Source organism: Rhodococcus sp. Z13, assembly GCF_025837095.1.
Lineage (GTDB): Bacteria > Actinomycetota > Actinomycetes > Mycobacteriales > Mycobacteriaceae > Rhodococcus > Rhodococcus sacchari.
Genome location: NZ_CP107551.1, coordinates 4,117,845 through 4,141,070 on the forward strand (window position 1 = coordinate 4,117,845; position 23,226 = coordinate 4,141,070).

Annotated in this window: 20 protein-coding genes; 5 read left to right on the forward strand and 15 right to left on the reverse strand. The window is 68.6% G+C overall.

The features are described from left to right. Positions 1-49 precede the first annotated feature (49 nt). The 3 genes from OED52_RS18790 to OED52_RS18800 form a co-directional block, all read right to left on the reverse strand. Positions 50-895 carry an enoyl-CoA hydratase-related protein gene (locus OED52_RS18790; RefSeq protein ID WP_264152332.1) on the reverse strand — a complete coding sequence of 282 codons (846 nt, stop codon included), beginning with the start codon at positions 893-895 and terminating at the stop codon, positions 50-52. A 32-nt stretch (positions 896-927) separates the two neighbouring features. After that, on the reverse strand, positions 928-2,445 hold the full coding sequence (locus tag OED52_RS18795) for a class I adenylate-forming enzyme family protein (protein WP_264152333.1): 1,518 nt from the start codon (positions 2,443-2,445) through the stop codon (positions 928-930). Between the two features lie 247 nt (positions 2,446-2,692). After that, positions 2,693-3,655, reverse strand: a complete 963-nt coding sequence (locus OED52_RS18800) for a PDR/VanB family oxidoreductase (protein WP_264152334.1) — start codon at positions 3,653-3,655, stop codon at positions 2,693-2,695. Positions 3,656-3,767: 112 nt separating this feature from the next. Here OED52_RS18800 and OED52_RS18805 point away from each other — a divergent pair, with 112 nt between their 5' ends. The 3 genes from OED52_RS18805 (at position 3,768) to OED52_RS18815 (ending at position 6,153) form a co-directional block, all read left to right on the forward strand. Continuing rightward, positions 3,768-4,559 carry an SDR family NAD(P)-dependent oxidoreductase gene (locus OED52_RS18805; RefSeq protein ID WP_264152335.1) on the forward strand — a complete coding sequence of 264 codons (792 nt, stop codon included), beginning with the start codon at positions 3,768-3,770 and terminating at the stop codon, positions 4,557-4,559. Positions 4,560-4,588: 29 nt separating this feature from the next. Next, entirely contained in the window at positions 4,589-5,458 is an 870-nt protein-coding gene (locus OED52_RS18810) for an alpha/beta fold hydrolase (RefSeq protein WP_264152336.1), read from the forward strand. A gap of 65 nt (positions 5,459-5,523) precedes the next feature. Continuing rightward, a complete protein-coding gene (locus tag OED52_RS18815; protein WP_264152337.1) occupies positions 5,524-6,153 on the forward strand; it encodes a TetR family transcriptional regulator in 630 nt (209 codons plus the stop codon). 97 nt (positions 6,154-6,250) lie between these two features. Here OED52_RS18815 and OED52_RS18820 read toward each other — a convergent pair whose 3' ends face one another. The 3 genes from OED52_RS18820 to OED52_RS18830 form a co-directional block, all read right to left on the reverse strand. Continuing rightward, a complete protein-coding gene (locus OED52_RS18820) occupies positions 6,251-7,738 on the reverse strand; it encodes an aldehyde dehydrogenase (RefSeq protein ID WP_264152338.1) in 1,488 nt (495 codons plus the stop codon). Between the two features lie 19 nt (positions 7,739-7,757). Further along, positions 7,758-8,582 carry a mycofactocin-coupled SDR family oxidoreductase gene (locus OED52_RS18825; RefSeq protein WP_264152339.1) on the reverse strand — a complete coding sequence of 275 codons (825 nt, stop codon included), beginning with the start codon at positions 8,580-8,582 and terminating at the stop codon, positions 7,758-7,760. Positions 8,583-8,752: 170 nt separating this feature from the next. Further along, positions 8,753-9,745 carry a GNAT family N-acetyltransferase gene (locus OED52_RS18830; protein ID WP_264152340.1) on the reverse strand — a complete coding sequence of 331 codons (993 nt, stop codon included), beginning with the start codon at positions 9,743-9,745 and terminating at the stop codon, positions 8,753-8,755. Positions 9,746-9,948: 203 nt separating this feature from the next. On the opposite strand from OED52_RS18830, the gene OED52_RS18835 reads away from it, so the two are divergent. Together OED52_RS18835 and OED52_RS18840 are read left to right on the forward strand one after the other, a co-directional pair. Next, positions 9,949-11,118 (forward strand): aromatic ring-hydroxylating oxygenase subunit alpha, encoded by a 1,170-nt coding sequence (locus tag OED52_RS18835; protein WP_264152341.1) that lies wholly within the window; start codon positions 9,949-9,951, stop codon positions 11,116-11,118. A gap of 53 nt (positions 11,119-11,171) precedes the next feature. Beyond that, the gene (locus OED52_RS18840) at positions 11,172-12,323 is read left to right on the forward strand and encodes an acyl-CoA dehydrogenase family protein (protein ID WP_264152342.1); all 1,152 of its coding nucleotides are present in this window, start codon (positions 11,172-11,174) and stop codon (positions 12,321-12,323) included. Between the two features lie 54 nt (positions 12,324-12,377). On the opposite strand, the gene OED52_RS18845 is transcribed toward OED52_RS18840, so the two are convergent. From OED52_RS18845 to OED52_RS18885, 9 genes are all read right to left on the reverse strand, one after another. Next, positions 12,378-13,247: an SDR family NAD(P)-dependent oxidoreductase gene (locus OED52_RS18845; RefSeq protein ID WP_264152343.1), complete on the reverse strand. Its 870-nt coding sequence runs from the start codon at positions 13,245-13,247 to the stop codon at positions 12,378-12,380. 313 nt (positions 13,248-13,560) lie between these two features. Then, complete coding sequence (locus tag OED52_RS18850) at positions 13,561-15,975, reverse strand: CaiB/BaiF CoA transferase family protein (RefSeq protein WP_264152344.1); 2,415 nt, start codon at positions 15,973-15,975, stop codon at positions 13,561-13,563. Between the two features lie 42 nt (positions 15,976-16,017). Next, the gene (locus OED52_RS18855) at positions 16,018-17,478 is read right to left on the reverse strand and encodes an aldehyde dehydrogenase (RefSeq protein WP_264152345.1); all 1,461 of its coding nucleotides are present in this window, start codon (positions 17,476-17,478) and stop codon (positions 16,018-16,020) included. A 23-nt stretch (positions 17,479-17,501) separates the two neighbouring features. Beyond that, positions 17,502-18,695: a thiolase C-terminal domain-containing protein gene (locus tag OED52_RS18860; protein WP_264152346.1), complete on the reverse strand. Its 1,194-nt coding sequence runs from the start codon at positions 18,693-18,695 to the stop codon at positions 17,502-17,504. Continuing rightward, a complete protein-coding gene (locus tag OED52_RS18865) occupies positions 18,692-19,147 on the reverse strand; it encodes a Zn-ribbon domain-containing OB-fold protein (RefSeq protein WP_264152347.1) in 456 nt (151 codons plus the stop codon). The genes OED52_RS18860 and OED52_RS18865 overlap by 4 nt, the downstream gene beginning before the upstream one ends. After that, positions 19,144-19,461 carry a hypothetical protein gene (locus tag OED52_RS18870; RefSeq protein WP_264152348.1) on the reverse strand — a complete coding sequence of 106 codons (318 nt, stop codon included), beginning with the start codon at positions 19,459-19,461 and terminating at the stop codon, positions 19,144-19,146. Before OED52_RS18870 ends, OED52_RS18865 begins: the two co-directional genes overlap by 4 nt. Positions 19,462-19,544: 83 nt before the next feature. After that, positions 19,545-21,026 (reverse strand): acetyl-CoA acetyltransferase, encoded by a 1,482-nt coding sequence (locus OED52_RS18875; protein ID WP_264154770.1) that lies wholly within the window; start codon positions 21,024-21,026, stop codon positions 19,545-19,547. A 62-nt stretch (positions 21,027-21,088) separates the two neighbouring features. Beyond that, entirely contained in the window at positions 21,089-22,003 is a 915-nt protein-coding gene (locus OED52_RS18880) for a hypothetical protein (RefSeq protein ID WP_264152349.1), read from the reverse strand. 10 nt (positions 22,004-22,013) lie between these two features. Beyond that, positions 22,014-23,204, reverse strand: a complete 1,191-nt coding sequence (locus OED52_RS18885; protein WP_264152350.1) for an aromatic ring-hydroxylating oxygenase subunit alpha — start codon at positions 23,202-23,204, stop codon at positions 22,014-22,016. Between the last annotated feature and the right edge of the window lie 22 nt (positions 23,205-23,226).

Genomic DNA, 23,226 nt, shown 5'->3' on the forward strand with positions numbered 1-23,226 from the left:
GGGAGAGGGCCGAGTGTGAGGGTTCACCGGCCGCTTCGGCCGGTCGTTATCAGTTGCCGAACAGATCCGGCAGACCGTCCGAGACACGGTTGGGGAACTTCGGTTCCCGCTTGTCGAGGAACGCCTCGACGCCCTCCCGGACGTCGTCGGACGTCCCCCGGACGTAGATCCCCACCGATTCGGCGCGGTGGGCGATCTCCGGGTCGGGGGCACCGAGCATCCGCCACATCAACTGCCTGGTCAGAGCCGCGGACACCGGGGCGGTGCCGGACACCAGCTCCCGTGCGACCTCCAGGGCCCGGTCGAGGACCTGCCCGGCCGGCACGACCTCGCGGACCAGCCCCCGGTCGAGTGCCTCCGCGACCGGCACGGTCTTCCCGCCGACCGTCCATTCGACGGCCGTCGAGATCCCCACCGCGCGCGGCAGGAACCAGGTCGAGCACGCCTCCGGGACGAGTCCGCGGCGGGTGAACACGAAACCGAACTTCGCGGTGTCCGCTGCGATGCGAACGTCGGCGGGCAGGGTCATGGTCACACCGACCCCGGCCGCGGGGCCGTTGATCGCGGCGATCACCGGCTTGAGGGACCGGTAGATCCGCAGGGTGACGCGTCCGCCCAGGTCCGGCGGCGCGCCACCCGTGTCGGGATCGTCGCCGAGGACGAAGGTGTCGCCCCCGGCCGCGAGATCAGCACCGGCGCAGAACCCCCGTCCCGTCCCGGTGACGACGACGGCGCGCACGTCGTCGTCGGCATCGGTCTCGTCGAACACCTCGATGACGCGTTCACCCATCTCGTTCGTGAAGGCGTTGAGACGATCCGGTCGATTCAGACGGATCACGGCGATCTCGCCGTGACGTTCGAGAACGACGGGGTTCTCGTTGCCGGTCTCGGACACGGTGGCTCCCTCCCGGTCCCCGAGCGGAGGGCTCAGCGGACCTTGTCGAATCGGTCTGCGACGTCCTTGTACTCCTCGCGGATCGCCGTCTTCGACAGCTTGCCACTGGGGAGCCGCGGCAGGGGCTCGTCGCGGATCACAACGTAGCGCGGAACCTTGTAGTCGGCCATCAGCCGGTCGCAGTGCTCGATGATGGTGGCCTCGTCGACACCGCTCTCGACGGTGACGATCGCGGCCGGGGTCTCACCGAAACGCTGGTCGGACGCCGCGATCACCGCGACCTCCTGGACGCCGGGGATCTCGCTGATGACGCGTTCGATCTCGACCGGCGAGACGTTGATGCCACCGGTGATGATCAGGTCCTTGAGCCGGTCGACGAACTTGACGCGACCCTCCGCGTCGCGGGTGCCGAGGTCGCCGCTGTGCAGCCAGCCGTCGCGCAGGGCGACCGCGGTGGACTCGGGGTCGTTCCAGTAACCGGGAGTCACGCCCGGGCCGCGGAGCAGGATCTCGCCTTCCTCGCCGGGTGCCGCCTCGGTGCCGTCCTCACGAACGACCTTGAGCTCGGTGAAGATCGAGCCGGAGCCGCAGGAGTCGGGATGGTCGAACGCCTCGGCGACGAGGGTGGCGGTGGCGACACCGCCGGCCTCGGTCATGCCGTAGATCTGGCGCAGCGCAACGCCCTTGTCGGCCCAGCGCTTCAGCAGCGCGGGGGCGACGGCGGCGCCGCCGACGATGGCGGTGCGCAGCGACGACAGGTCGGCCTTCTCGAATTCCGGGGACCGCGAAATCGCCTCGAAGATGAGCGGCACGCCGAAGATCGCCTGGACGTTGTGCTCGCCGAGCAGCCGCGCGGCGCGGTTCGGGTCGAGTTCCTTCTCGACGACGAGGGTGCCACCGAGCACGGTGGTCATGATCAGACCCCACACGAGACCCGGGGTGAACACCAGCGGGAGGACGAGCAGCGAGGTCGAGCCCGGACGGAAGCCCTCCTCGGTGAGGGTGGCCTCGAAGACGATGTTGAGCAGCGTCCGGTTGGTGCAGATGACGCCCTTCGACATGCCGGTGGAGCCGCTGGTGAACAGCACGGCGGTGGGCTCGTCGGGTTCGAGGTCGATGCGGAAGTCGTCCTGGTCGCCCTCGCGGAGCGGGGTGATGTCGGAGAACTCGACGATGTCGAAGGAGTTGCCGAGTGCCCGGGCGTCCTCGACGATTGTCGTGAACTCGTTCGGGATGAGGACCAGGCTCAGGCCCGAGTCGTCGGCGACCTTACGGAGTTCGGCCGGCTTGAACCGCGGGTTGAGCGGTACGAGCACAGCGCCGGCCTTGAGCACACCCAGGGCGACGACGGGCCAGGTCAGCGAGTTGGGGCCGAGCACGCCGACGCGCTGTCCGCGTTCGATGCCACGGTCGACGAGCGATCGTGCAATGCGGCTGGACCAGTCCTGCAGTTCGCGGTAGGTGAGCGACTCGTCGGCGACGACGAGCGCCTTCTGCTCTCCCTTGGTCTTCGCCCACCAATGCAGGGCCGAACCGACAGTGGAAGCCATGTTGGTTCCCTTTCGTGAGTCGCACCGGTATGTCGGCGCAGGGCTGATTCGGACGGGATGGCGTCTCATGACCGGTGCGTGAGTGTCACCGAATGGGACTGTTCGGCAACGTCTTCGAGGGGTGCACCGGGTCGGAGGCTGCCCTCGACTCCGTGATGCACACGGTAACCCGTCTTACATGAGACGTCAATCATATTTTGTAAATTGCTGTAACTCAGCACACAGATCGGCCGGGTGTGCTACATCGCTACAGGTCCAGGACGAGCTTCGGCGTCCGGCTGCGCGAGACGCAGATCATCATGCAGTCGTTCGCGGCCTGTTCGTCCCCGGTCAGGACCGAGTCGCGGTGATCGGGTTCACCGTCCACCACGGCCACCTCGCACGTGCCGCACGTGCCCTCCCGGCAGGAGAACGGCACGTCGACCCCGGACCGCAGAACGGCATCGAGCAGGGACTCGTCCGCCTGCACGGTCACACTGGTGCCGGACTGCACGAGTTCGACCTCGAAGACCCCGTCGACGGCGTCGGCGGGTCGTTCCTTGGCCGCGAAACGTTCGACGTGCAGGGTTATTCCGGGCCGCGTGCGGCATTCACCCTCGAGGGCCTGCAGGAGCGGTTCCGGCCCGCAGCAGTAGACAGCGGCACCCGCCAGCAGGGTGTCGAGCGCGCCGGCGAGATCGAGGAGCCCGAACTCGTCCTGCGGCCTGATCTCCACGCGGTCGGGGTGACGGGCGGCGAGGTCGGCAGCGAACGCCATACTGTTGCGGGTACGCCCGCCGTACAGCAGCCGCCAGTCCGACCCCGCCGCGTCGGCCGCACGGAGCATCGGCAGGAGGGGCGTGATGCCGATGCCGCCGGCGACGAACAGGCAGGACGGGACGGGTTCGAACCGGAAGTTGTTGCGCGGTCCGCCGATGCCGACGAGATCACCCACCTGCAGGTGGTCGTGCACCCATTTCGACCCGCCGCGGCCGTTCTCCTCGCGGAGGACCGCGACGGTCAGGCTCGTGCCGTCCTCGACGTCGCCGCACAGCGAGTACTGCCGCACCGTCGACGCGTCGACGACGAGGTCGATGTGTGAGCCGGGATCCCAGGCGGGGACGGGGTCTCCGTCCGGGTCCGCGAGCCGTACGGCCACGACACCGTCCGCGAGCACGTCCTTGCCGATCACCTGCAGCTTGCGGTGCTCGTCGGTGGGGGTTGCCGTCATCGGTGTCTCGATTCTTCCGGACTTCACGTGCCGTGTAATCTTATGTAATTAGTTTTACGGCGCGCAACAGTCGGGTGGGAACCACCATCGCGACAGCTCAGGAGAAACCCCGATGACCTCGACAGACATTGCCCCCGAGACCGATTCGGTACTCGACCTGTTCCGGCTCGACGGCCGCGTCGCCGTCGTCACGGGTGCCGGTAGCGGGCTGGGAGCCGGTTTCGTACGCGCCCTCGCGGAGGCCGGCGCCGACGTCGTCGTCGCGGCACGTCGACGCGACCGGCTCGAGGCCGTCGCCGCCGCGGTCGAGGAGACCGGACGCCGATGCCTCGTCGTTCCCACCGACGTCACCGACCCCGAACAGTGCGATGCCCTGGCTCGCGCCGCGGTCGAGGAGTTCGGCCGGCTCGACATCCTCGTCAACAATGCCGGTATCACCCATGCCGCGCCGGCGACGCGGGAACGCCCCGAGGACTTCCGGTCCGTGCTCGACGTGAACCTGATGGGCAGCTACTGGGCCGCGCAGGCGTGCGCCCGGGTGATGGAACCGGGCTCGAGCATCGTCAACGTGTCGAGCATGCTCGGCCTGGTCAAGTCGGTTCTCCCCCAGGCCGCCTACGCCGCGAGCAAGGCCGGTCTGATCGGGCTGACCCGCGACCTGTCGCACCAGTGGGCACAACGCAAGGGGATCCGGGTCAACGCCGTCGCTCCCGGCTTCGTCGAAACGGACATGATCTCGGAGATGGGCGACGACACGCTCGCGGAGTTCCTGCGTGGTAGTTCGTTGGGCCGCACCGCCACCCAGCGCGAGATCGACGCCGCCGTGATCTTCCTGGCGAGTCCGGCCTCCGGATACGTCACCGGTTCTACGCTCGCTGTGGACGGCGGCACATCCGGCCACTGAACACCCGAACCCACGAGGGGACTCGACACATGACCGTCACCACCGAGACCGTGCACCTGCCGGGCGACGGGCTGCGCCTGACCGCCGATCTGTGGAGGCCCGACCCGTCCGGCGGACACAACGGGACCGTGCTGCTCCTGCACGGCGGCGGCCAGACCCGGCACTCGTGGCAACGCACCGGCGGCCGTCTCGCCGAACACGGCTGGCGGGCGTACACGATCGATGCGCGCGGCCACGGGGACAGCGAGTGGGCCGCCGACGGCGACTACTCCCCCGATGCCCACGCCCGCGACATCCGGGCGGTCACCGACTTCCTCGGCGAAGCTCCCGTCCTGGTGGGTGCATCCATGGGTGGTCTGGCCTCGCTCGTCGCCGCGGGGGAACATCCCGGGCTCGCCCGCGCCCTGGTCCTGGTGGACATCACCCCCAAGGCCGAACCGAACGGCATCACCCGGATCACCGAGTTCATGCGCGCCGGACTGGACGGCTTCGACAGCCTCGACGACGTGCTCGAGGCGGTGATCGCGTACAACCCGAACCGCCGGCGCCCGCCCCGCAAGGAGGGGCTGCGCAAGAACCTGCGCCACCGCGACGGCCGGTGGTACTGGCACTGGGATCCGCGGCTGCTCTCCGACCGCGAGAAGCTGATCGCGACGGAGATCGCCCGGGAGGAACGCGCCCGGGCCGCCGCCCGCGCCGTCACCGTCCCCACCCTGCTGATCCGCGGCGCCCAGTCCGACGTGGTCAGCGACGAGGGCGCGAACGAACTGCTCGACCTGATTCCCGGGGCGCGGCTCGTCGACGTGAGCGGGGCCGGCCACATGGTCAGCGGCGACGACAACGACGTGCTCAGCAGGGGCCTGATCGAGTTCCTCGACGAGGCGGTTCTCACGTCCTGACGAGCCCGGAGCGGGAGTCGATACCATTCCAGGCAGCCCGCCCACGTACCAGCCGAAAGCGAGACATGGCCCGACCGTCGAAACCGCTAATCAGTCGCGCGGCCGCGGTGGCCGCATCCATCGAGATCATCGATTCCGAAGGGCTCGAGGCCTTCAGCCTGCCGCGTCTCGCGAAGCATCTCGGGGTGCGAGCCCCCTCGCTCTACCACCATTTCTCCGACAAGTCGGAGATCCTCTCCGCGGTCGCCCGGCAGATCGCCGGTGCGGGGCCGATGCCGCGGCGCAAGCCCGGACCGGACTGGCCCGAGTACTTCGTGACGCTCAGCCTCAACCTGCGTCGATCGATCCTCAAGCACCGCAACGCGGCACCGATCCTGCTGCAGTACCTTCCACGCGACGTGCTCATCGGCACCTACGAGGAGACCGCCGCCTTCCTGGAGGCGTCGGGGGTTCCCGCGCGGCTGCACGTGCAGATCCTGGACGGCATGGAGCGTCTGACGCTCGGCGCGGTGCTCACCGAGGCGATGCGCCCGCCGAGCACGAAGTCGACGATCTTCCCGAACGTCGACCCCGAGTCCCAGCCGATGCTCGCGCGGGCCCTCACCGAGAACGAGATGACCTCGAAGCAGCTGTTCGAGGAGATGATCCGCAGCTTCCTGTACGGCGTGATGCGCAACGAGGACGGCACCGAGTAGCCCTCACGAGGACGGCACCGAGCGGCCGTGTCCCGGATGCACAACGGGGCCTCGCGAGATCGCGAGGCCCCGTTGCTCTTCCACCCCCGTGGAGTCCCTATGCAGGCATGTGCACGGTCTTGATCTCGAAGAACTCCTTGAGTCCCTCGGGGCCACCCTCACGGCCGATGCCCGACTGCTTGTAACCGCCGAACGGCAGCGAGAAGTCCATGGCCGAGGTGTTGACGCTGATCGTACCCGTGCGGATGCGGCGGGCGATCTCGTAACCGTGGTCGATGTCCTCGGTGTAGACGGCGCCGGACAGGCCGTAGATCGAGTTGTTCGCGATCGCGATCGCGTCCTCCTCGTCCTCGTAGGTGATCAGCGAGAAGACCGGGCCGAAGACCTCCTCTTGAGCGATCCGCGAGTCGGGATCGACACCGTCGAGCAGGGTCGGCGCGACGAAGAAGCCCTTCTCCAGGCCCTCGGGGACGCCACCGCCGAGCACGACCTTCGCGCCGTCCTCCTTCGCGATGTCGATGTAGCCGAGCACCCGCTGCTGGTGGTGCTTGGTGGCGAGGGGGCCGAGGAAGTTCGTGGGCTCCCAAGGATTGCCCAGCGGCAGAGAGCCGTAGGCGGCCTTGAGTGCCTCGAGCACCTCGTCGTGGCGCTTCTTCGACACGAGGATGCGGGTGAGCGCGATGCAGGCCTGGCCGGACTGCAGGCAGCCACCCATGGGTAGGGTCTGCAGGACGTGGTTCAGGTCCGCGTCGTCGAGGATGATCGCTGCGGACTTGCCGCCGAGCTCGAGCGACACACGGGCGATGCGTTCACTCGCGAGGGCTGCGATGCGGCGGCCCGCGGCGGTGCTGCCCGTGAAGGTGATGTGGTCGACATCGGGGTTGGTGACGAGGGTCTCGGAGACCTCACGGTCGGCGCACAGCACGCTCACGACGCCCTCGGGGATGCGTCCCTGCTCGACGAGTTCGGCGACGACGTCGGCGAACACGCACGGCGACAGCGGCGCGTCCGGGGCCGTCTTGAGCACGACCGAGCAGCCGGCGACGAGAGCCGGGGCCAGCTTGAAAGCGATGTTCCCGATCGGGCCGTTCCAGGGGATGATCGCCGCGACGACGCCCGTGGGCTCCTTCACGATGCGGGAGACCCCGCCGCCCATCCGGGGGCGTTCCTCGAACGTGGAGACGTTGCGGGCGACCTCGGCGACCGCGCGGAAGAGTCCGCCGATCATCTGCTGGGTCTGGTGGCTGACACCGACCGGGACACCGACCTCGGCGACGCCGATGGCGGTCAGTTCCTCGAATCGTGCCTGGAGTCCGTCGGCGATGGCGTCGATGACGGTGGCGCGTTCCTCCATGGTCTTCGACGCCCATTCGCCCTTGTCGAAGGATTCGCGGGCGGCCGCGACGGCGCGGGCGACGTCCTCGGCGGTGGCGGTGCGCACACGGGCGACACGCTGCTCGCTGAACGAGTCGACGACGTCGACCCACTCGTTACCGGTGGACTCGACCCAGCGGCCTCCGATGAAGACCTTGTCGCGGTCGGCGAAGGTCGGGACCGTGGGGGTCGCCGCTTCGGTGGTGGTCATGTGCGAAAGCTCCTTCGGTTCAGCGGATGTTGTAGCCGGCGTCGACGGGGAAGGTGACCCCGGTGACGTAGCGCGCCTCGTCGGAGGCGAGGTAGACGATCGCGTTGCTGATGTCCTCGGCCTCGATCAGTTCGACCGGCATGGGGTTCTTGTACGACTCGTCCGCGGCCACCTCGGGGTTGGCGGTGAGGAATTCGGCGTACTCGGCGTTGGCCACCATGGGGGTGTTCACGCCGGTGGGGTGGATGGTGTTGACGCGGATCCGGTGCGGGGCAAGTTGCTTCGCGTAGATCCGCATGAGGCCCACCACGCCGTGCTTGGCGGCGGTGTAGCCGACCTGACCGGGGAAGGTGTTCAGGCCGATGCTCGTCAGGCCCGCAGCGGAGCTGGTGATGATGATGGACCCGCCCTCGCCGCGTTCGACGAGCCCGGGCACGGTCACCTCGAGCACGTGCCACACGCCGGTGAGCATCGTGTCGATGGCGTCGTGCCAGGCCTGACGCTGGTCGCCCGGTCCGATGACGGGCATGATCCCGGCGTTGGGGAGCACGATGTCGACCTTGCCGAACTCGGCGATGCCGGCGTCGTAGGCGCGCTGGACGTCGTCGAGGTTACGGACGTCGCCCACCGAGGTGACGATCCGTCCGCCGGCCTTCTCCACCAGGCGGGCCGTCTCGTCGAGATCCTCCTTGGTGGCCATCGGATAGAAGACGGTGGGGATCTGGTCGCAGATGTCCATCGCGATGATGGACGCGCCTTCCTCCGCGAGCCGGACGGCGTGCGACCGCCCCTGGCCACGAGCCGCACCGGTGATGAACGCGACCTTTCCGTCGAGTCGACCCATGAATTTTCCTCTCCGAAGGGATGTCTCGCGCGCAGATGCACGGAGCGTTCGAGAAGGGCACCGTGTGATCGCGGTGCGAACCGGCCACCGTTCGTGTGAGCCGCAACACAAAGATAGCGACCTACAGCCTTTAGGTCAACACCTGACAGAAAGCGTTTTTCGTAAAGCAGTCAACGCTGGAAGCCGGGGACCCCCACCCACTCCCCGACCTGGAAGCACGAGTGCTCCTCCTCCTGCTCGAACCACATGAGCCGGCACATCCGCACCGCCGCAGCGTTGTCCGGATCGATGCGCATCAATCCGATCTGGGCACCGGCGCCCCGCAGCATCCCGAGCGCCGCGGTGAGCAACCCGGTGCCGAGCCCCGCTCCGCGGACGGCGTCGGTGAGGACGAGCGCCCGGATCCACGCGGCCCGCAGCTCGAGATGCGTCGACAGCACGGGGTCGTACCAGACGAATCCGGCGGGCTTGCCGGACGCGTCTTCGGCGACGACGACATGCCCGTCCCCGAGCCGGATCTCGTCGAGGAGTCGCTCGCGCTGCACCGCCGGGAGCGAGGACGCGTCGAGCACGCGGTCGATCACCTCGCGCGCCGCGGGATCTCCGAGCGCGAGGGGTGCACCGATCGCGGCGTCGCCGAACTCCGCGACGGGCTCCAACGGATGGGCGAACGGCCCGGACAGGTGCCGGAAGATCGTCCACAACCGCCCGGCGGTCCGGATGCCGAACCGCCGGGCGAGGCGGTCGGCGGCGGGGTGGGTGCTGTACGCCCAGCAGCGGAGGGCGTGCGCGCCGGTCCCCTGCCAGCCGCCCTCGGCGGCAGTGTCCAGGTCCATCTCCTCCACCAGCGTGGTGGCGACACCGCGGGAGCGGTAGTCGGGATGCACGACGAACTGCACCGTGCCGTACCCCTCGGCGTCGACCTTCAGATGCAGATAGGCCACGATCACCAGCGGGGCGTCCTCGCGCGCGCTCAGATCGCGCCGCGCCTTGACCGGGAGGTGGAAGACCTTCCCGCTGCCGTCGGATGCGGCGGTGACGTCCGCGGGGTGGATCCGCGAGAAGCCCGCCTCGTCGTCGAATCCGGCGGCCGTGGCGACGAGATCCAGAACCTCGTCCCGATCCTCCGGTTCCAGTTCCGGGTACCACCGATACGAGATCATCCGTTCGCTCCTCCTCTGCCGGTAGACGGCCTGAATCTAATGGTCATCGGTATTCCGGGGCAATCACCGGAACACGTCTCGCACACCCTTCCGAGGGTTTACACTAAAACCTACATCAGTTAGATTTAGGCCGACGATCCGAACGACAGCCGAAGATGTGGCCGCCCCGGCGACGCTTCAGCACGACTCTGGAGGACAGCCCCATGACAGAGGTCGGGATTCCCACCGAGGAACGCATTCGCCGCGCACTCGATCATCTGCGCAACGACACCACCGACGAGTACGAGCACCTCACCTGGTTCGAACCGAACGAGTTCGTCGACCCGGCGGTCGCCAAGCTCGAACGGGACCGCGTCTTCGGCCGCGTTCCGACGATCGTCGCCCACGGCTCCGAGATCCCGAAGCCGGGCGACTTCTTCACCCTGCAGATGCCGCGGAACAACGTCATCGTCGTCCGTCAGCGCGACGGCAGCGTGAAGACCCTCGTCAACCAGTGCCGTCATCGCGGCGCCATGGTCGAGAAGGAGGAGAAGGGCCGCTGCCGGCTGTTCTCCTGCCCCTACCACCGCTGGTCCTACGACACCGACGGCACGCTGCGCACGATCACCCGCGACAACACCTTCGGTGACGCCGACCGCGACAACCGCAATCTCGTCCAACTGCCCACCGAGGAACGCCACGGCTTCATCTGGGTGGTGGACGACGCCGACGCGAGTATCGACGTCGCCGACTGGCTCGGCCCCGAGATGGACGCCATCCTCGCCTCGCACGATCTCGGTTCGAAGGTGACCACGCGGGTCAACGTGTTCGAGGAACCCGTCAACTGGAAGCTCATGCAGGACGCCTTCCTCGACGGCTACCACATCCAGTACGCACACCCGAACACCGCAGCCAAGCACATCCACACCAACGTCATGGCCTTCGAGGACTTCGGTCACCACTGCCGGTTCATGAATCTGCGCAAGACCATCGACCGTTGGATCGAGGAGGATCCCGGCGACCGCGACCTCGTCGAGCACACCACCGAGACCCACTTCCTCGGCCCGAACAGCACCCTGCTGCGCCAGCCCGACCACTACCAGCTGCTCACCTTCCGTCCGCACCCCACCGACCCCCAGCAGTCGCGGATGGAGATCCGGCTGATCTGCCCCACGGTCGAGGACAGCGGTCTGACCGAGGAGCGGTACAACCGCCTGTGGGACAAGAACGTCGAGATCCTCATCGCGGTGCTGCACAACGAGGACTTCCCCATCCTGCGCGACTCGCAGCGCGCGATGGCCAGCGCCAACGCCGGCAACATGGTCCTGGGCCGCAACGAGGTTGCGAACCAGGTCTTCCGGCGCGAGGTCCAGAAACTGGTCGGCCAGGACTGACCCCCGACACCATCACGGCGGGCGCCCACGGGCGCCCGCCTCAGGAGGCTTGTGTGAAGAGCGATCTCTTAGAAGAGGACCACGAACTGTTCCGAGACTCCGTCCGGGCGTTCGTGGACAGGTATGTCGTCCCCAACCTGGAGAAATGGGACGCCGACCGGCTGATCGACCGACAGACCTGGCTGACCGCCGGCAAACAGGGATTGCTCGGCCTCGCCGTCCCGGAGGAGTACGGCGGTCCCGGTGAGACGGACTACCGCTTCCGGGTGGTGATCCAGTCGGAGATCGCCCGGGTCGGCGCCTCCGCGCTGCAGTCCGGCTTCTCGACGAACGACGACATCGTCCTGAACTATCTGCTCCGGCACGCGAACGACGAGCAGAAGCGCCGCTGGCTGCCCGGTTTCGTCACCGGGGAGACGATCGGCGCCATCGCGATGACCGAGCCCGGTGCCGGCAGCGACCTGCGCGGGATCACCGCAACGGCCGTGCGCGACGGTGACCACTGGATCCTCAACGGCTCCAAGACCTTCATCACGAGCGGCATCCTCGCCGACCTGGTGATCGTGTTCGCGAAGACGGATCCGGCCGCAGGCTCGCGCGGGTTCAGCCTCTTCGTGGTCGAGGAGGGCATGCCCGGCTTCACCCGGGGCCGCAAGCTCGACAAGGTCGGTCTGCACGCCCAGGACACCGCCGAGCTGTTCTTCGAGGACGTCCGGGTCCCGCAGGAGAACCTGCTCGGTGAGGAGGGCGCCGGCTTCGCCTATCTCATGCAGAGCCTGCCCCTCGAACGGCTCGGTATCGCCATTGCGGCGCAGACGTCCGCCGAGGCCGTGATGGGCTGGACCCTCGACTACGTCAAGGAGCGCACCGCCTTCGGCAAGAAGATCGGCGAGTTCCAAGGGCTGGGCTTCACCCTGGCCGAACTGCAGACGGCCGTGGAGGTTTCGCGCGCCTATATCGACCGGTGCGTGCGCGAGTACAACAAGGGCACGCTCAGCGCCGTCGATGCGTCGAAGGCGAAGCTGTGGGCCACGGAGCTGCAGGGCAGGGTGATCGACGCCGGTGTCCAATTCCACGGCGGTTACGGCTACATGATGGAGTATCCGGTCGCCAAGGCGTTCATCGACGCCCGCATCCAGCGTATCTACGGCGGCACCAACGAGATCATGAAGGAGATCATCCATCGTGATCTCCTGAAGTCCTGAGATACGAGAAACGAGAAGGGGACCCGGTGATCCGGGTCCCCTTCTCGTTTCGGCTCAGGACTCGAGTGTCGGCTTGAGCTCGTCCTCGGGGAACATCATCGCGACGCGCGACAGGGTGCCGCCGTCGGTGGCCGGGAGGGTCAGGCCGGTGATGTACGCCGCGTCGTCGGACACCAGGAACAGCGCGGCACGCGCGTTGTCGCCCAGTGACGGCGGACGGTTCAGCTTCAGCGGGATCGGGGAGATGCCCGGATCCCACGGGCCGGCGACCTCTTCGTAGGACTTGCCGACGACCGGGGTACCGGCGGGCGCGAGGAAGTTCGGCGACATGCCGTGGGTCGGGGCGACGGCGTTGACGCGGATGCCGTACTTGCCGAGGTCGAGGCTGAGGCCGCGGACCAGGCCGTTGACGCCGGCCTTGGTGGCCGAGTACATCGCGATGCTGTGGTAGGCGGCGAACGACGCGGCCGAAGAGGTCGCGAGGATGACACCGCCACCGTTGGCGCGCAGGTGGGGCACGGCGGCCTTGGCCGTGTAGAACACGCCGGACAGGTTGACGCCGACGACGTCCTGCCAGTCGGCGTCGGTCAGGTCCTGGAAGTCGACCTGCTCACCACCGGCGACGGAGGGAACACCGCCGCGCGAGACGATTCCGGCGTTGGCCCAGGCGATGTCGAGCTTGCCGAAGGCCTCGACGGTGGTGGCGACGGCGTCGTAGACCTGCTGCTCGCAGCGCACGTCGGCGGTGATGGCGATGGCGGTGCCGCCCTGCTGCTCGACCAGCTCGACGGTGCCCTTCGCGCGCTCCGGGTCGATGTCGACGACGGCGATCTTCGCGCCCTCGGACGAGAACAGTTGCGACGCCTCACGGCCGAGGCCGGAACCGGCACCGGTGATGAGGGCGACCTTGCCTTCGAGTTTCATGAGAGCTCCTTCGCTCGCTTCGTTCCAGGAAAAGCCTGATCGTGGGAAAGTTTGGAAGACAACGCCGTTCGATGAGACGCCGGAACGGGAGAGTCCGCACCCCACTGGTGCGGCCGGTGCATCCCCTCGGCGTTGCTTGTGATTGAGGTTACAGACATGAGTCGTGATACGTCAATCGATTTTTGTAAATTGTGGAGATTTTCGGGCGCCGAGACGGGAACAGCCCTCCGGGCCATCGTGGTGATGGCCCGGAGGGCTGCTCGTTCCGATACTCCCCTGCCCCAGCGGATTCCGTGGGCGCTCGCGCCGAGTATCAGACTCCGGACACCTGGAGTGCGCGGTCGTCGGCCGCGGGCTGCAGCACCCCGTCCCGGACGAGACCGTCGACCTCCCCGGGACTCATCCCGAGTACGGTCTCGCAGATCTCCCGCGTCTGCTGCCCCGGCAGCGGTGCGGGACGCAGCGGCCAGGCCGGCAGCGTCTCGAACCGGGCCACCTGCCGGGCGGTGGGCAGCGAGGCGGGCAGCAGCTCGTGCTCGAGCTCCGTATAGGCCTCCCGGGCGACGAGCTGAGGGTTGGCGAGCAGTTCGGGCAGGCGCACCATCGCACCGGCGGGAACGCCCGCGGCCTGTAGTGTCTCCATCGCCTCGGTGGGACTGCGCTCGGCGGTCCACTCCGCAACGATCCGGTCGACCTCGTCCCGGTGGCCGAGGCGCGCCACGGTGGTCGCGAAGCGCGGGTCGTCGATCAGGTCCGGGCGCCCGAAGACACCGCACAGGTGCCGCCAGTCGGTGTCGTCACGGACCGTCACGGTGCACCATTCGTCGTCTCCTGCCGCCGGGAACAGTCCGGACGGTGCCGCATACCGATCCGAGTTGCCGAGTGCGGTGACCGATCTGGGCTCCAGGTACTCGGCGACGATCCGGTCTCCCAGGGCCACGATCGCAACGTCGGCCTGCGCGACCTCCAGGGCGGCGCCGCGCCCGGTCCGCAGCCGGTCGATCAGCAGCGCCAGGATCGCGGTCGCGGCCACCTGGCCACCGATGTGGTCGGGATAGACGGTCGATCCGTCGCACAGCCCGTCCGAATCATCGGACCAGCGCCACAGCGCCGAGACCCCGCACGCCGCCCGCACCAGCGGTCCGTAGCCCATCCGCGTGTTCCACGGACCGACGCTGCCGAAGGCACTGCTCTCGGAGACGATGATGCGCGGGTTGATCGCGGAGAGTTCCTCGTAGGACAGCCCCATCGACGCGAGGGTGCCCGGTTTGAAGTTCGCCAGCACGACGTCGGCCTCGGCAGCCAACCGCTTGAAGATCCGGATGCCTTCCGGGGTGCGCAGGTTCAGACCGAGGCTGCGCCGGTTGCGGTGACCCCAGGCGACCGACGCGGCAAGGGCGTCCTTGCGCTTCGACTGCCGCAGACCGTCGGGGAAGTTCGTGTTCTCGATCTTGATGACGTCGGCGCCGTTGTCCGCGAACTGGCGGCCGAGTTCGGCACCGAACACCACCACGCCCATGTCGAGCACCCGCAGGCCCTCGAACGGCCGCGACCCCACCGGGCGTCGCGGTGCGGGAATCGGGGTGCGCGGCACGTTCCGGCCGAAGACGATCTCGTCGTGCTCCCCGGGCTCGGGTGCCCGGAACCGGAATCCGGCGCGGGCACCCTCGATCCGGGTGTAACCGGAGGGGATCCGCGCGGCGAGACCCGGTGCGATCTCGGTGTCCACCAAGGTGCCCGAGACGCGGAAGTGCTCGGTGGTCAGCACCTCGGAGACGGTGTTCAGGCCCCCGATCGGGATGCCGCGGGCGGCGCCCTCGGCGACGAGCCGGTCGCGGGTGTACTGCGCGAACAGGGCCTCGATGAGCGGGTTGAGCCGGTCGGCGGCCGCGAACCGGGCCGGGATCGTGTCGTACTTCGGGTCGGCGAACTCCGCGGGCTCCCCGAGCCATTCGAACATCGCCCGCCACTGCCGCTTGGCGAGCAGGCAGATCCGCACCTGCCCGTCGGCGCAGCGGTAGACGGGATAGAAGTTGGCGGCGTCCGGCCGGCCGCGCGGGAAGTCGTCGGAGCGGCCCGCCGCGGCGGAGCCCTGCACACCGAATCCGGGATCGAAGCCGTGCACGACGACCTCGTAGGCCGAGACGTCCACGTACTGGCCCTGACCGGTGTGCAGGCGGTCGTAGTAGGCGAGCAGCGCCGACCACGCCGTATGCACCCCCACGGTCTCGGCGACCAGACCGTTCGGGGGGAGCAGCGGAGGCTCGCCGGGTTCACCCGACCGCGACAGCACCCCGCTCAGCGCGTACAGCACCTGTTCGGTCGCCGCCCAGTCGCGGTACGGGCCGTCCTGACCGAAGGGGGTGACCGACACCGCGACCAGGGCGGGGTTCATCACCCGCAGGTCTGCGGGACCGACACCGCGGGCGGCCAGATGGCCCGGAGGCAGCGATTCGATGAGAATGTCCGAGGAGGCTGCGAGGCTGCGGAGCCGATCCCGTCCGGCCTCGTCGTCCAGGTCGACGACGACACCCAGCTTGTTCGCGTTGCGCAACGCGAACGGGATGCTCACCCCGTTCCGGATGGGTGGGGCCGAGCGCGACGCCGATCCGCCGGGCCGTTCGACGAGGACGACCTCCGCGCCCAGATCGGCGAGGAAACGGCATGCGGTGTCGCCGAATCCGTCGGTCAGGTCCAGTACCCGGACGCCCTGCAGAGGAAGTGCCATCCTGTGCTCCAAACTCCTGTGCTCGTGACGACGACCGCCGGGTCAGCGGGTGCCGAAGTACACCGATTTCGCGGCGTAGTAGGGCTGCAGGCCCTCCGGTCCCAGTTCGCGGCCGAGACCCGAGGCCTTGACGCCGCCGAAGGGTGCGGCGAGGTCGAGTGCGTAGTGGTTCACGCCGACGGTGCCGGTGTGGATGCGGGCGGCCAGCTCGAGGCCGTGCTGCTCGTCGGTGGTCCACACGGTGCCGCCGAGGCCGTAGTCCGAGTCGTTGGCGATCGCGACCGCCTCGTCCTCGTCGGTGTAGGGGGTGATCGTCAGGACCGGACCGAAGATCTCCTCCTGCGCGATGCGCGCGGAGTTGTCGACATCGGCGAAGACCGTCGGCTCGACGAACCAGCCCACCGCCTGCGAGGACGGCCGTCCGCCGCCGGTGGTCACGCGGTAGCCGTCGGCGCGGCCGGCCTCGATGTAGCCGAGCACCCGCTCGCGCTGCGCAGCGGAGACCAGCGGGCCAATCTGGGTGGCCGGATCCAGGGGATCGCCCACCGTCAGGGCACGCACCGTCTCGGTGACGGCCTCGACGACCTCGTCGTAGCGGGACCGGGGTGCGAGGATGCGGGTGCTCGCGTGGCAGGTCTGGCCGTTGTTGACCAGCGAGACCTCGAGTAGCTTCCCGGCGAACACGTCGAGGTCTGCCTGCTCGGTCACGATCGCCGCGGACTTGCCGCCGAGTTCGAGGGTGACCGGGCGCAGCAACCGGCCGCAGACCTCACCGATCGCCCGGCCCGCCGCGGTGGAACCGGTGAAGGCGACCTTGTCGACCCCGGGATGCTCCACCAGGTAGGCGCTCGTCTCGCGTCCGGCCGGGAGCACGTTGACCACACCGGCGGGGAGCCCGGCCTCGACGGCGGCGTCGGCGAATGCGTAGGCGTCCAAGGCGGTCTCGGGTGCCGGCTTGAGCACCACCGTGCAGCCCGCGGCCAGCGCCGGTGCCAGCTTCATCGCGGCGAGCGGCTGCGGGTAGTTCCACGGCGTAATGGCGGCGACCACGCCGACCGGTTCGCGCCGGACCACGGTGCGGCCGCCGAACACGCCGGGCCGCACCTCCTCACCGGAGTCGTCGCGGACGAGGAGCGCGTAGTACGAGAACATCGCTGCCGCGCCGATTCCGTTGACCCCGTTGGACAACGAGATCGGCATGCCGTTCTCGCGGCTGACCAGCCGGGCCGTGTCGCGGCCGCGACTCTTCAGTGCGGCGGCGAAGCGGTCCAGCAGATCGGCCCGCTCGGCGCCGCTCATCGCGCCCCACGGCCCGGCCAGGGCGGCGCGGGCCGCGGCGACCGCGGCGTCGACGTCGGCGTTCGAGGCGAGTGCGGTGCGGGCGAGCACCTTTTCGGTGGCCGCCTCGATCACGTCGAAGGAACCACCGGACACCGGGGTCACCCAGCGGCCGCCGACGAACAACTCGTCCCGGTCTGCGATCTCAGCGTGCGCAGTGGTCATCTCGTACCCTTTCGGATGCCGTGTCAGAGGGTGTCTTCGTTGCCGAACAGCACCGAACTCACCAGCGGGGCCATGGGGCCACCGATGAACAGCGAGGTCTCCGCTCCGACGACTTGGTTCGGGGAAGTGCGGCGGATCTGGCGGACCGCTTCGACGGCGAGGTTGAGGCCGTTGACGAACGAGTCGGCGAGATTGCCGCCGCTGGTGTTGACGGGTAGCTTGCCGCTCGGCGCGGTGAGGTTCTCGACCGTCATGAACTCGCCGGCCGCCTCACCGGGCGGGCACAGACCGTGGTCGATCAGCGCCGCGACCGCCGGGCCGCTGAAGTTCTCGTAGACCTGCACGACGTCGACGTCGTCCGGCCCGAGTCCCGCTGCTGTCCAGAGACGTTCGGCAACACCGGGCTTGCCGTTGTTGGCGGGACCGAAACCGGCGGTCATGTATTGCTCGCCGAGGTCGTTGTCGATCAGCTCCGAGAACCCGCCGGGCGCACCCTGGGCGCCGGCGAGGAGGTAGACCGGATCCTGCCGCAGGTCGCGGGCCCGCTCGGCGGACACGAGGATCAGTGCCACCGCGCCGTCGCTCTCGCGCGAGCAGTCGAACAGGTGGAACGGCTCGGCGATCAGACGGGAGTTCTCGTAGGTCTCCACGTCGAGCGGGCGTCCGTAACCCTGTGCGGTGGGGTTGTTCTGCGCGTGGTGGTAGGCGGCGAGGACGAGCGAGCGCATCGCCTCCCGCGGCACTCCCCCGTGTTCGAGCATGCGCTGGGTGCGCATGGCGCAGATCTGCGCCGGCGAGCCGATGCCGTGGGCGAGGAAGTGGCTTCCGTAGTGGTACTTGGCGTATCCGAGCCGGCCGGTGTCGGCCTGGGACATCGCACGGTAGACGGCGACGCACTCGGCCTGACCTGTCGCGATGGCGGCCGCGGCGTTGGTGATGGCCGCGGCGACGCTGCCGCCGCCCCCGCCCCACATCATGTTGGACCAGCGCAGTTCGTCGATCATCAATGCGCCACCGAGGATCGCACCGTCGTTGGACCCTCCGGCGTAGGAGACGAATCCGTCGATCTGCCGGGGGTCGATGCCGGCGTCGGCGCACGCCGCGAGGATGGCCTGGAGGGTCATCCGCTTCTCGCCGTGGGGCGCCTCACCGCGACGGTAATGCTGTTCGGCGACGCCGACGACCGCGGCCGCGCCGCGCATTCCCCGTCCGCTCATCGGGTTTCTCCTTCCGAGCCGGCGCGGACACGACACCAGCGCACCAGCGGCCACCGGGCACCCTCGTCGAGTTCGATCGCGCCCACCACTTCGTCACCGATCCGCGGGTCCTCGTCGATGTCGTCGACGAGCAGGCCCAGCACGCGACGGCCGTCGGCACCCGGCAGCTCGACCAGGACGGTGACGTAGGGTAGCCGTCCGGCGTATTCGTCCATGTAGGGATACCAGCTGCGATGCCAGCTGTAGACCGTCCCGGCGGGTTCGACCTTCTCCCAGCCGATGTCGAATCCGTGACAGGATCCGCAGATGGCCTGCGGTCCCCAGATCCAGGCGCGGCAGGCGTTGCAGCGCTGCAACCGGAGTTCACCTTCGACGAGTCCCTCCCAGTGCGGCAGGTCCAGCCCGTCGGGGGCGGGGCCCCACGGCTCGGTCGCGGGTTCGATCGCGGTCATGCCCGGACGTCCTTCTCCACATCGAAGTTCTCGAGTCTTCCGGCGAGCCAACGCCCGTCGCGCTGCTCCCAGTAGGAGCGCAGCCCGATGGTCCGGTCGTCGAGCTCGTAGACGGCCTCGCCGATCATGAGGTCGCCTTCGGCACGGATGTCCACGATCCAGTGGGACCGCACCTCCGAACTGGGGGTGTCGACACCGTCGAAGACCTGGGGGAGGTTCTCGGGCACCATGTCGGCGAGCGCGGCCTTCATGTTTCCGCTGACGACATGGCCCACATGCTGTTCGTACAGAGAACGAAAGTCTTCGACAGACACGGGAACTCCTCGGATCGAGGACGCACGCAGGGTGCATCCGACTGACACATTTAACTTAAGGTATTAGGTAAATGTCGTCAACGTCACGCGAGGTGGAATCCGCCGTCCGGGGTCACCGCGACCTTCTCACCTGCGACGTCCTCCGCCGCGAGTCGGGCGAGCTCCCCGGCATCCGTGCCCACCGCGAGGACGCGCTCGCCCGTGGGGGTGCGCGCGGCGAGGAACGCCCGCTCCGGTTCGCCGTCGCGCCCGTACACTACGGTCCACGACTCCGCCGTCGCGGCACCCTCGTACGAGACCAGCGCGGGGGTCGTCGGTTCCGCGTCCACCTCGGCCTGCACGTCCAGGCGCCGGAAACCGCCGGCGGGCGGTTCGGTCCGGTAGACGCCCATTGCGTGCTTGGTCAGGTAGCCGCTGTTGGCGGTCACCAGGCCGTAGGAGCCAGGGTTCTCGCGGAGTCTGGTCAGCATCGCGGCGATCGAGTGGCTGACGTAGTTGTTCCACGGCCCGCCCCCGAAGGTCAGGCCACCGGTGATCGTCAGCGGCCGCGACAGATCGTCCAGCGGCAGGCCGAGTTCGTGCGCCGCGACCTGCACTGCCGACGGGAAGCACGAGTACACGTCGACGTGCTCGACGTCGTCGAGGCCGATGCCGGCCAGTTCGAGGGCGCGCGCCCCGGCGATGCGGATGGCCGGGGACCGGTCGAGGGCGGCCCGTTCGGCGATCGCGTAGGTGTCGTGCGATTCGGTACCGGACTGCGGGAAGACCCAGTTCTCCCTGGGGATTCCGAGTCGGGTCGCAGTCTCGGCCGAGCACACGAGGACGGCCGCGCCCTGATCGACCATGTTGTTGGAGTTGAGCAGCTTGGTGTAGGGCGTGGAGATCATCCGGTTGTCGGCCGAGGGCAGTGCGATCTCGTCGGCGCCGTACTCGCGCTGCACCCAGGCGTGCGGGTTGCCGGCCGCGACCGCGCTGAATCGCGACCACAGCTCACCGATGAACCGCTGGTGTTCCTCGGGGGAACGCCCCGAGGTGACGCGCAGAGCCTGCTCGAACAGCGGATAGACGAACGACGGCCGGTCCAGGCCGATGCGGCGTTCACTCTCGGCCTCCATCGGCACGTCGGTCACCAGGATCTCCGCGGCCGGCACCGTCTCGTCCTGCACGGTCCACTCCGGGCGCAGTTTCTGCTTGCGGAGCCGGGTGCGGGTGCGCCACGACTCGGCGCCGCCGATGAGCACGACGTCGGCACGGCCCGTGGCGATGTCCTCGGCGGCGGCGTTGACCATCACCTGCGGGGTGCTGCCGCCGTTGCCGGAGTAGCCGGTGTGGCGGACGTTCGCACCGATCCGCTCCCCGACCAGGGCTCCCGGGTCGCGGTAGCGCCACGAGAGCAAGCCCACCACACGGACCGAGTCGACGAGTTCGAGCAGGCGCATCGAGCCGGCCTGTTCCGCGGCGGCGCGGGCCGCGCGCACCATGAGGTCGACGGGCTCGACGCCGCCGTCGCGCTCGTTGATCTGGCCGCCGCCGACCAGGACGGGGGTTCTCGGATCGAGGGTCATCACTGCACCGCTTCCCGGATCGTTCACGAGGTATACGACACGGAGAGCCTAATACCATTAGATTAAAAGCTCAAGGAAGCCCCGGCGAAGAGCAGGTCGCTGCGATCGTGCTGGAACGCCGCCGACCGGAACACGTCCAGAGCCCCGATGTCGGATACGTCGACCGAGGCCTCGATACTCGTGGCACCCTGTCGCCACAGCCATTCGACTCCCGCCCGCACGAGCATCGACGGGTCCGCAGGCTCGGTGCGCCGGCTCCCGGTGACCGGGACGATATCCCGTATCCGTCCGGCCCCGCCGGGCGTACCCCCACCCCAACCGATCAGCACGTATCCGGCACCGGGCCCGATCTCCAACCATCGGTCCGTCGCCCCCGCGGTCTCGAAGTCGTCCCAGAGCGTCCGGGCCGGGGTCACTGCGGGCGGGTCCACCGGCCGCGCGGAGAACGGCACGTCCGCACCGGCCGCGATCCGCGAGTCCCGGTAGGCGGACTGCGACGGAAGGACGAGACGATCACGCCGGCCGGTGAGCACGGCTCCGAAACGACGAGCGAGCCTCTCCGCCGCGGGATGCGCACCGAAGGCACATCCCACCAGTTCACCGCCCTCCCTCACATCGGCGAGCAACCCGCCGGACGGAGTCGTACCGATTTGCTCGAAGACCGTGGTCGCCAGACCGACGGACCGGAATCGAGGGTCGACCACGATGTCTGCCACCCACCTGGCCGGGCCCACCCGCCACACCACCACGACCGCAGCGAGACGCGCCTCGCTCGGGCGTGACATGGCCCACCGGTGGAGCACCGTCCGCACCTCCGCCGTGCGGCACCACGGCGCCTGCCGGGCCAGGGCCCGCGCGGGCGAGGAGAAGTCCATCTCCGCATCCGCCTCGCGGGCCGCCTCGAACAGCGCATCGGTGGCGGGCGACGGTGGGCCGTCGCGCCATTCGAGGATCACCGACTGCCGATCGCCGGTCACGGCCACCATGTCAGCCTTCCGGCCCGACGTCGAGCAACCGGCGGATCTCCCGGCGGAACAGGTGGCCGGCCAGTTCGTTGCGGCCGAGCAGCATCGTCCCGGCGTCCAGGCTCGACAGGGCGCGCTGCGATCCGTCGAGGATCGGGAAGTCCTCGTCGTGCAGGATCGAGACGAGGATCTTCCAGTTCTTCTCCCAGCGCTTGTGCCAGTGCCCGGCTTCGAGGCCGCTGTCCTCGATCGAGGGCGCGAGGATCCGCATCTCCATGATCGCTTCGCCCGGATCGGCGCCGGTGGGCCGGAAGGTCAGCAACTCGATGTGGGTGGCGTGCCGGAGCAGCATCGTGTTGGGCGCAAGGAAGCAGCTCTCGATGGTGTGGTCGATCATCGACGGAGTCCACGAGACGTCCTGGCCGATGAACTGGTCGATGCTCTTGCGGCTCGTGAGGAACCAGAAGTGCCGGCCGTAGTCCTCCAACGCGACGGCGTTGGTGTGCAGCATCTTTCCCGCGGTGTTGGGATGCGCGTACTTGACGTGGTAGTTGTCCAGGAAGCCGTCCTGCAGGATCTTCCAGTTGGCCGGGCGGCGGTAGACGTGCGGATCGACGCTCACGAGCCGGTCGATCCCGAAACTTCCGAGGATCTCGTCCATCTCGGGGCCCAGCCAGCCGGCCACGTCGATCCCCCGCTGCGCGTTGTCGACGATCCACACGAAGCCGTGCCGTTCCTCGACCGGGAGCTCGACGAGCCCGAGCTTCGACCGGTCGAACTCGCCGAAGGTGTCGTCGAGGGTGACGGTGCGCAACCGGCCGTCCGGATCGTAGGCCCAGCGGTGGTAGGGACACGAGAAGATGCGGCACCGGCCCGACGGCTCGGTGACGAGCTCTGCGCCGCGGTGTCGGCACGCGTTGACGAACGCCTTGACCGTACCGTCCTTCTGCCGGACGACGATGGCCTTGTTGCGCGGCAGGTCGGCCGAGACGAAGTCGTGGGGTCCGGGCAGTTCCGAGCTGTGCGCGACGATGAAGGGCACCGCGCCGAAGATGCGGTCGCGTTCGGCTTCGGCCAGTTCCGGATCCTGGTAGTCGTCGCGCTCGAACCGTTCGATCTCCCGGAACTGGTCGGTGCGCGAACCCTCGAGATGCGACAGCAGGGTCTTCAGGGCTCGGTCGCGCACCGAGTGCAGGTCGACGGTGGCGGTCATGGCGTAGCACTCCGTTTCTCGG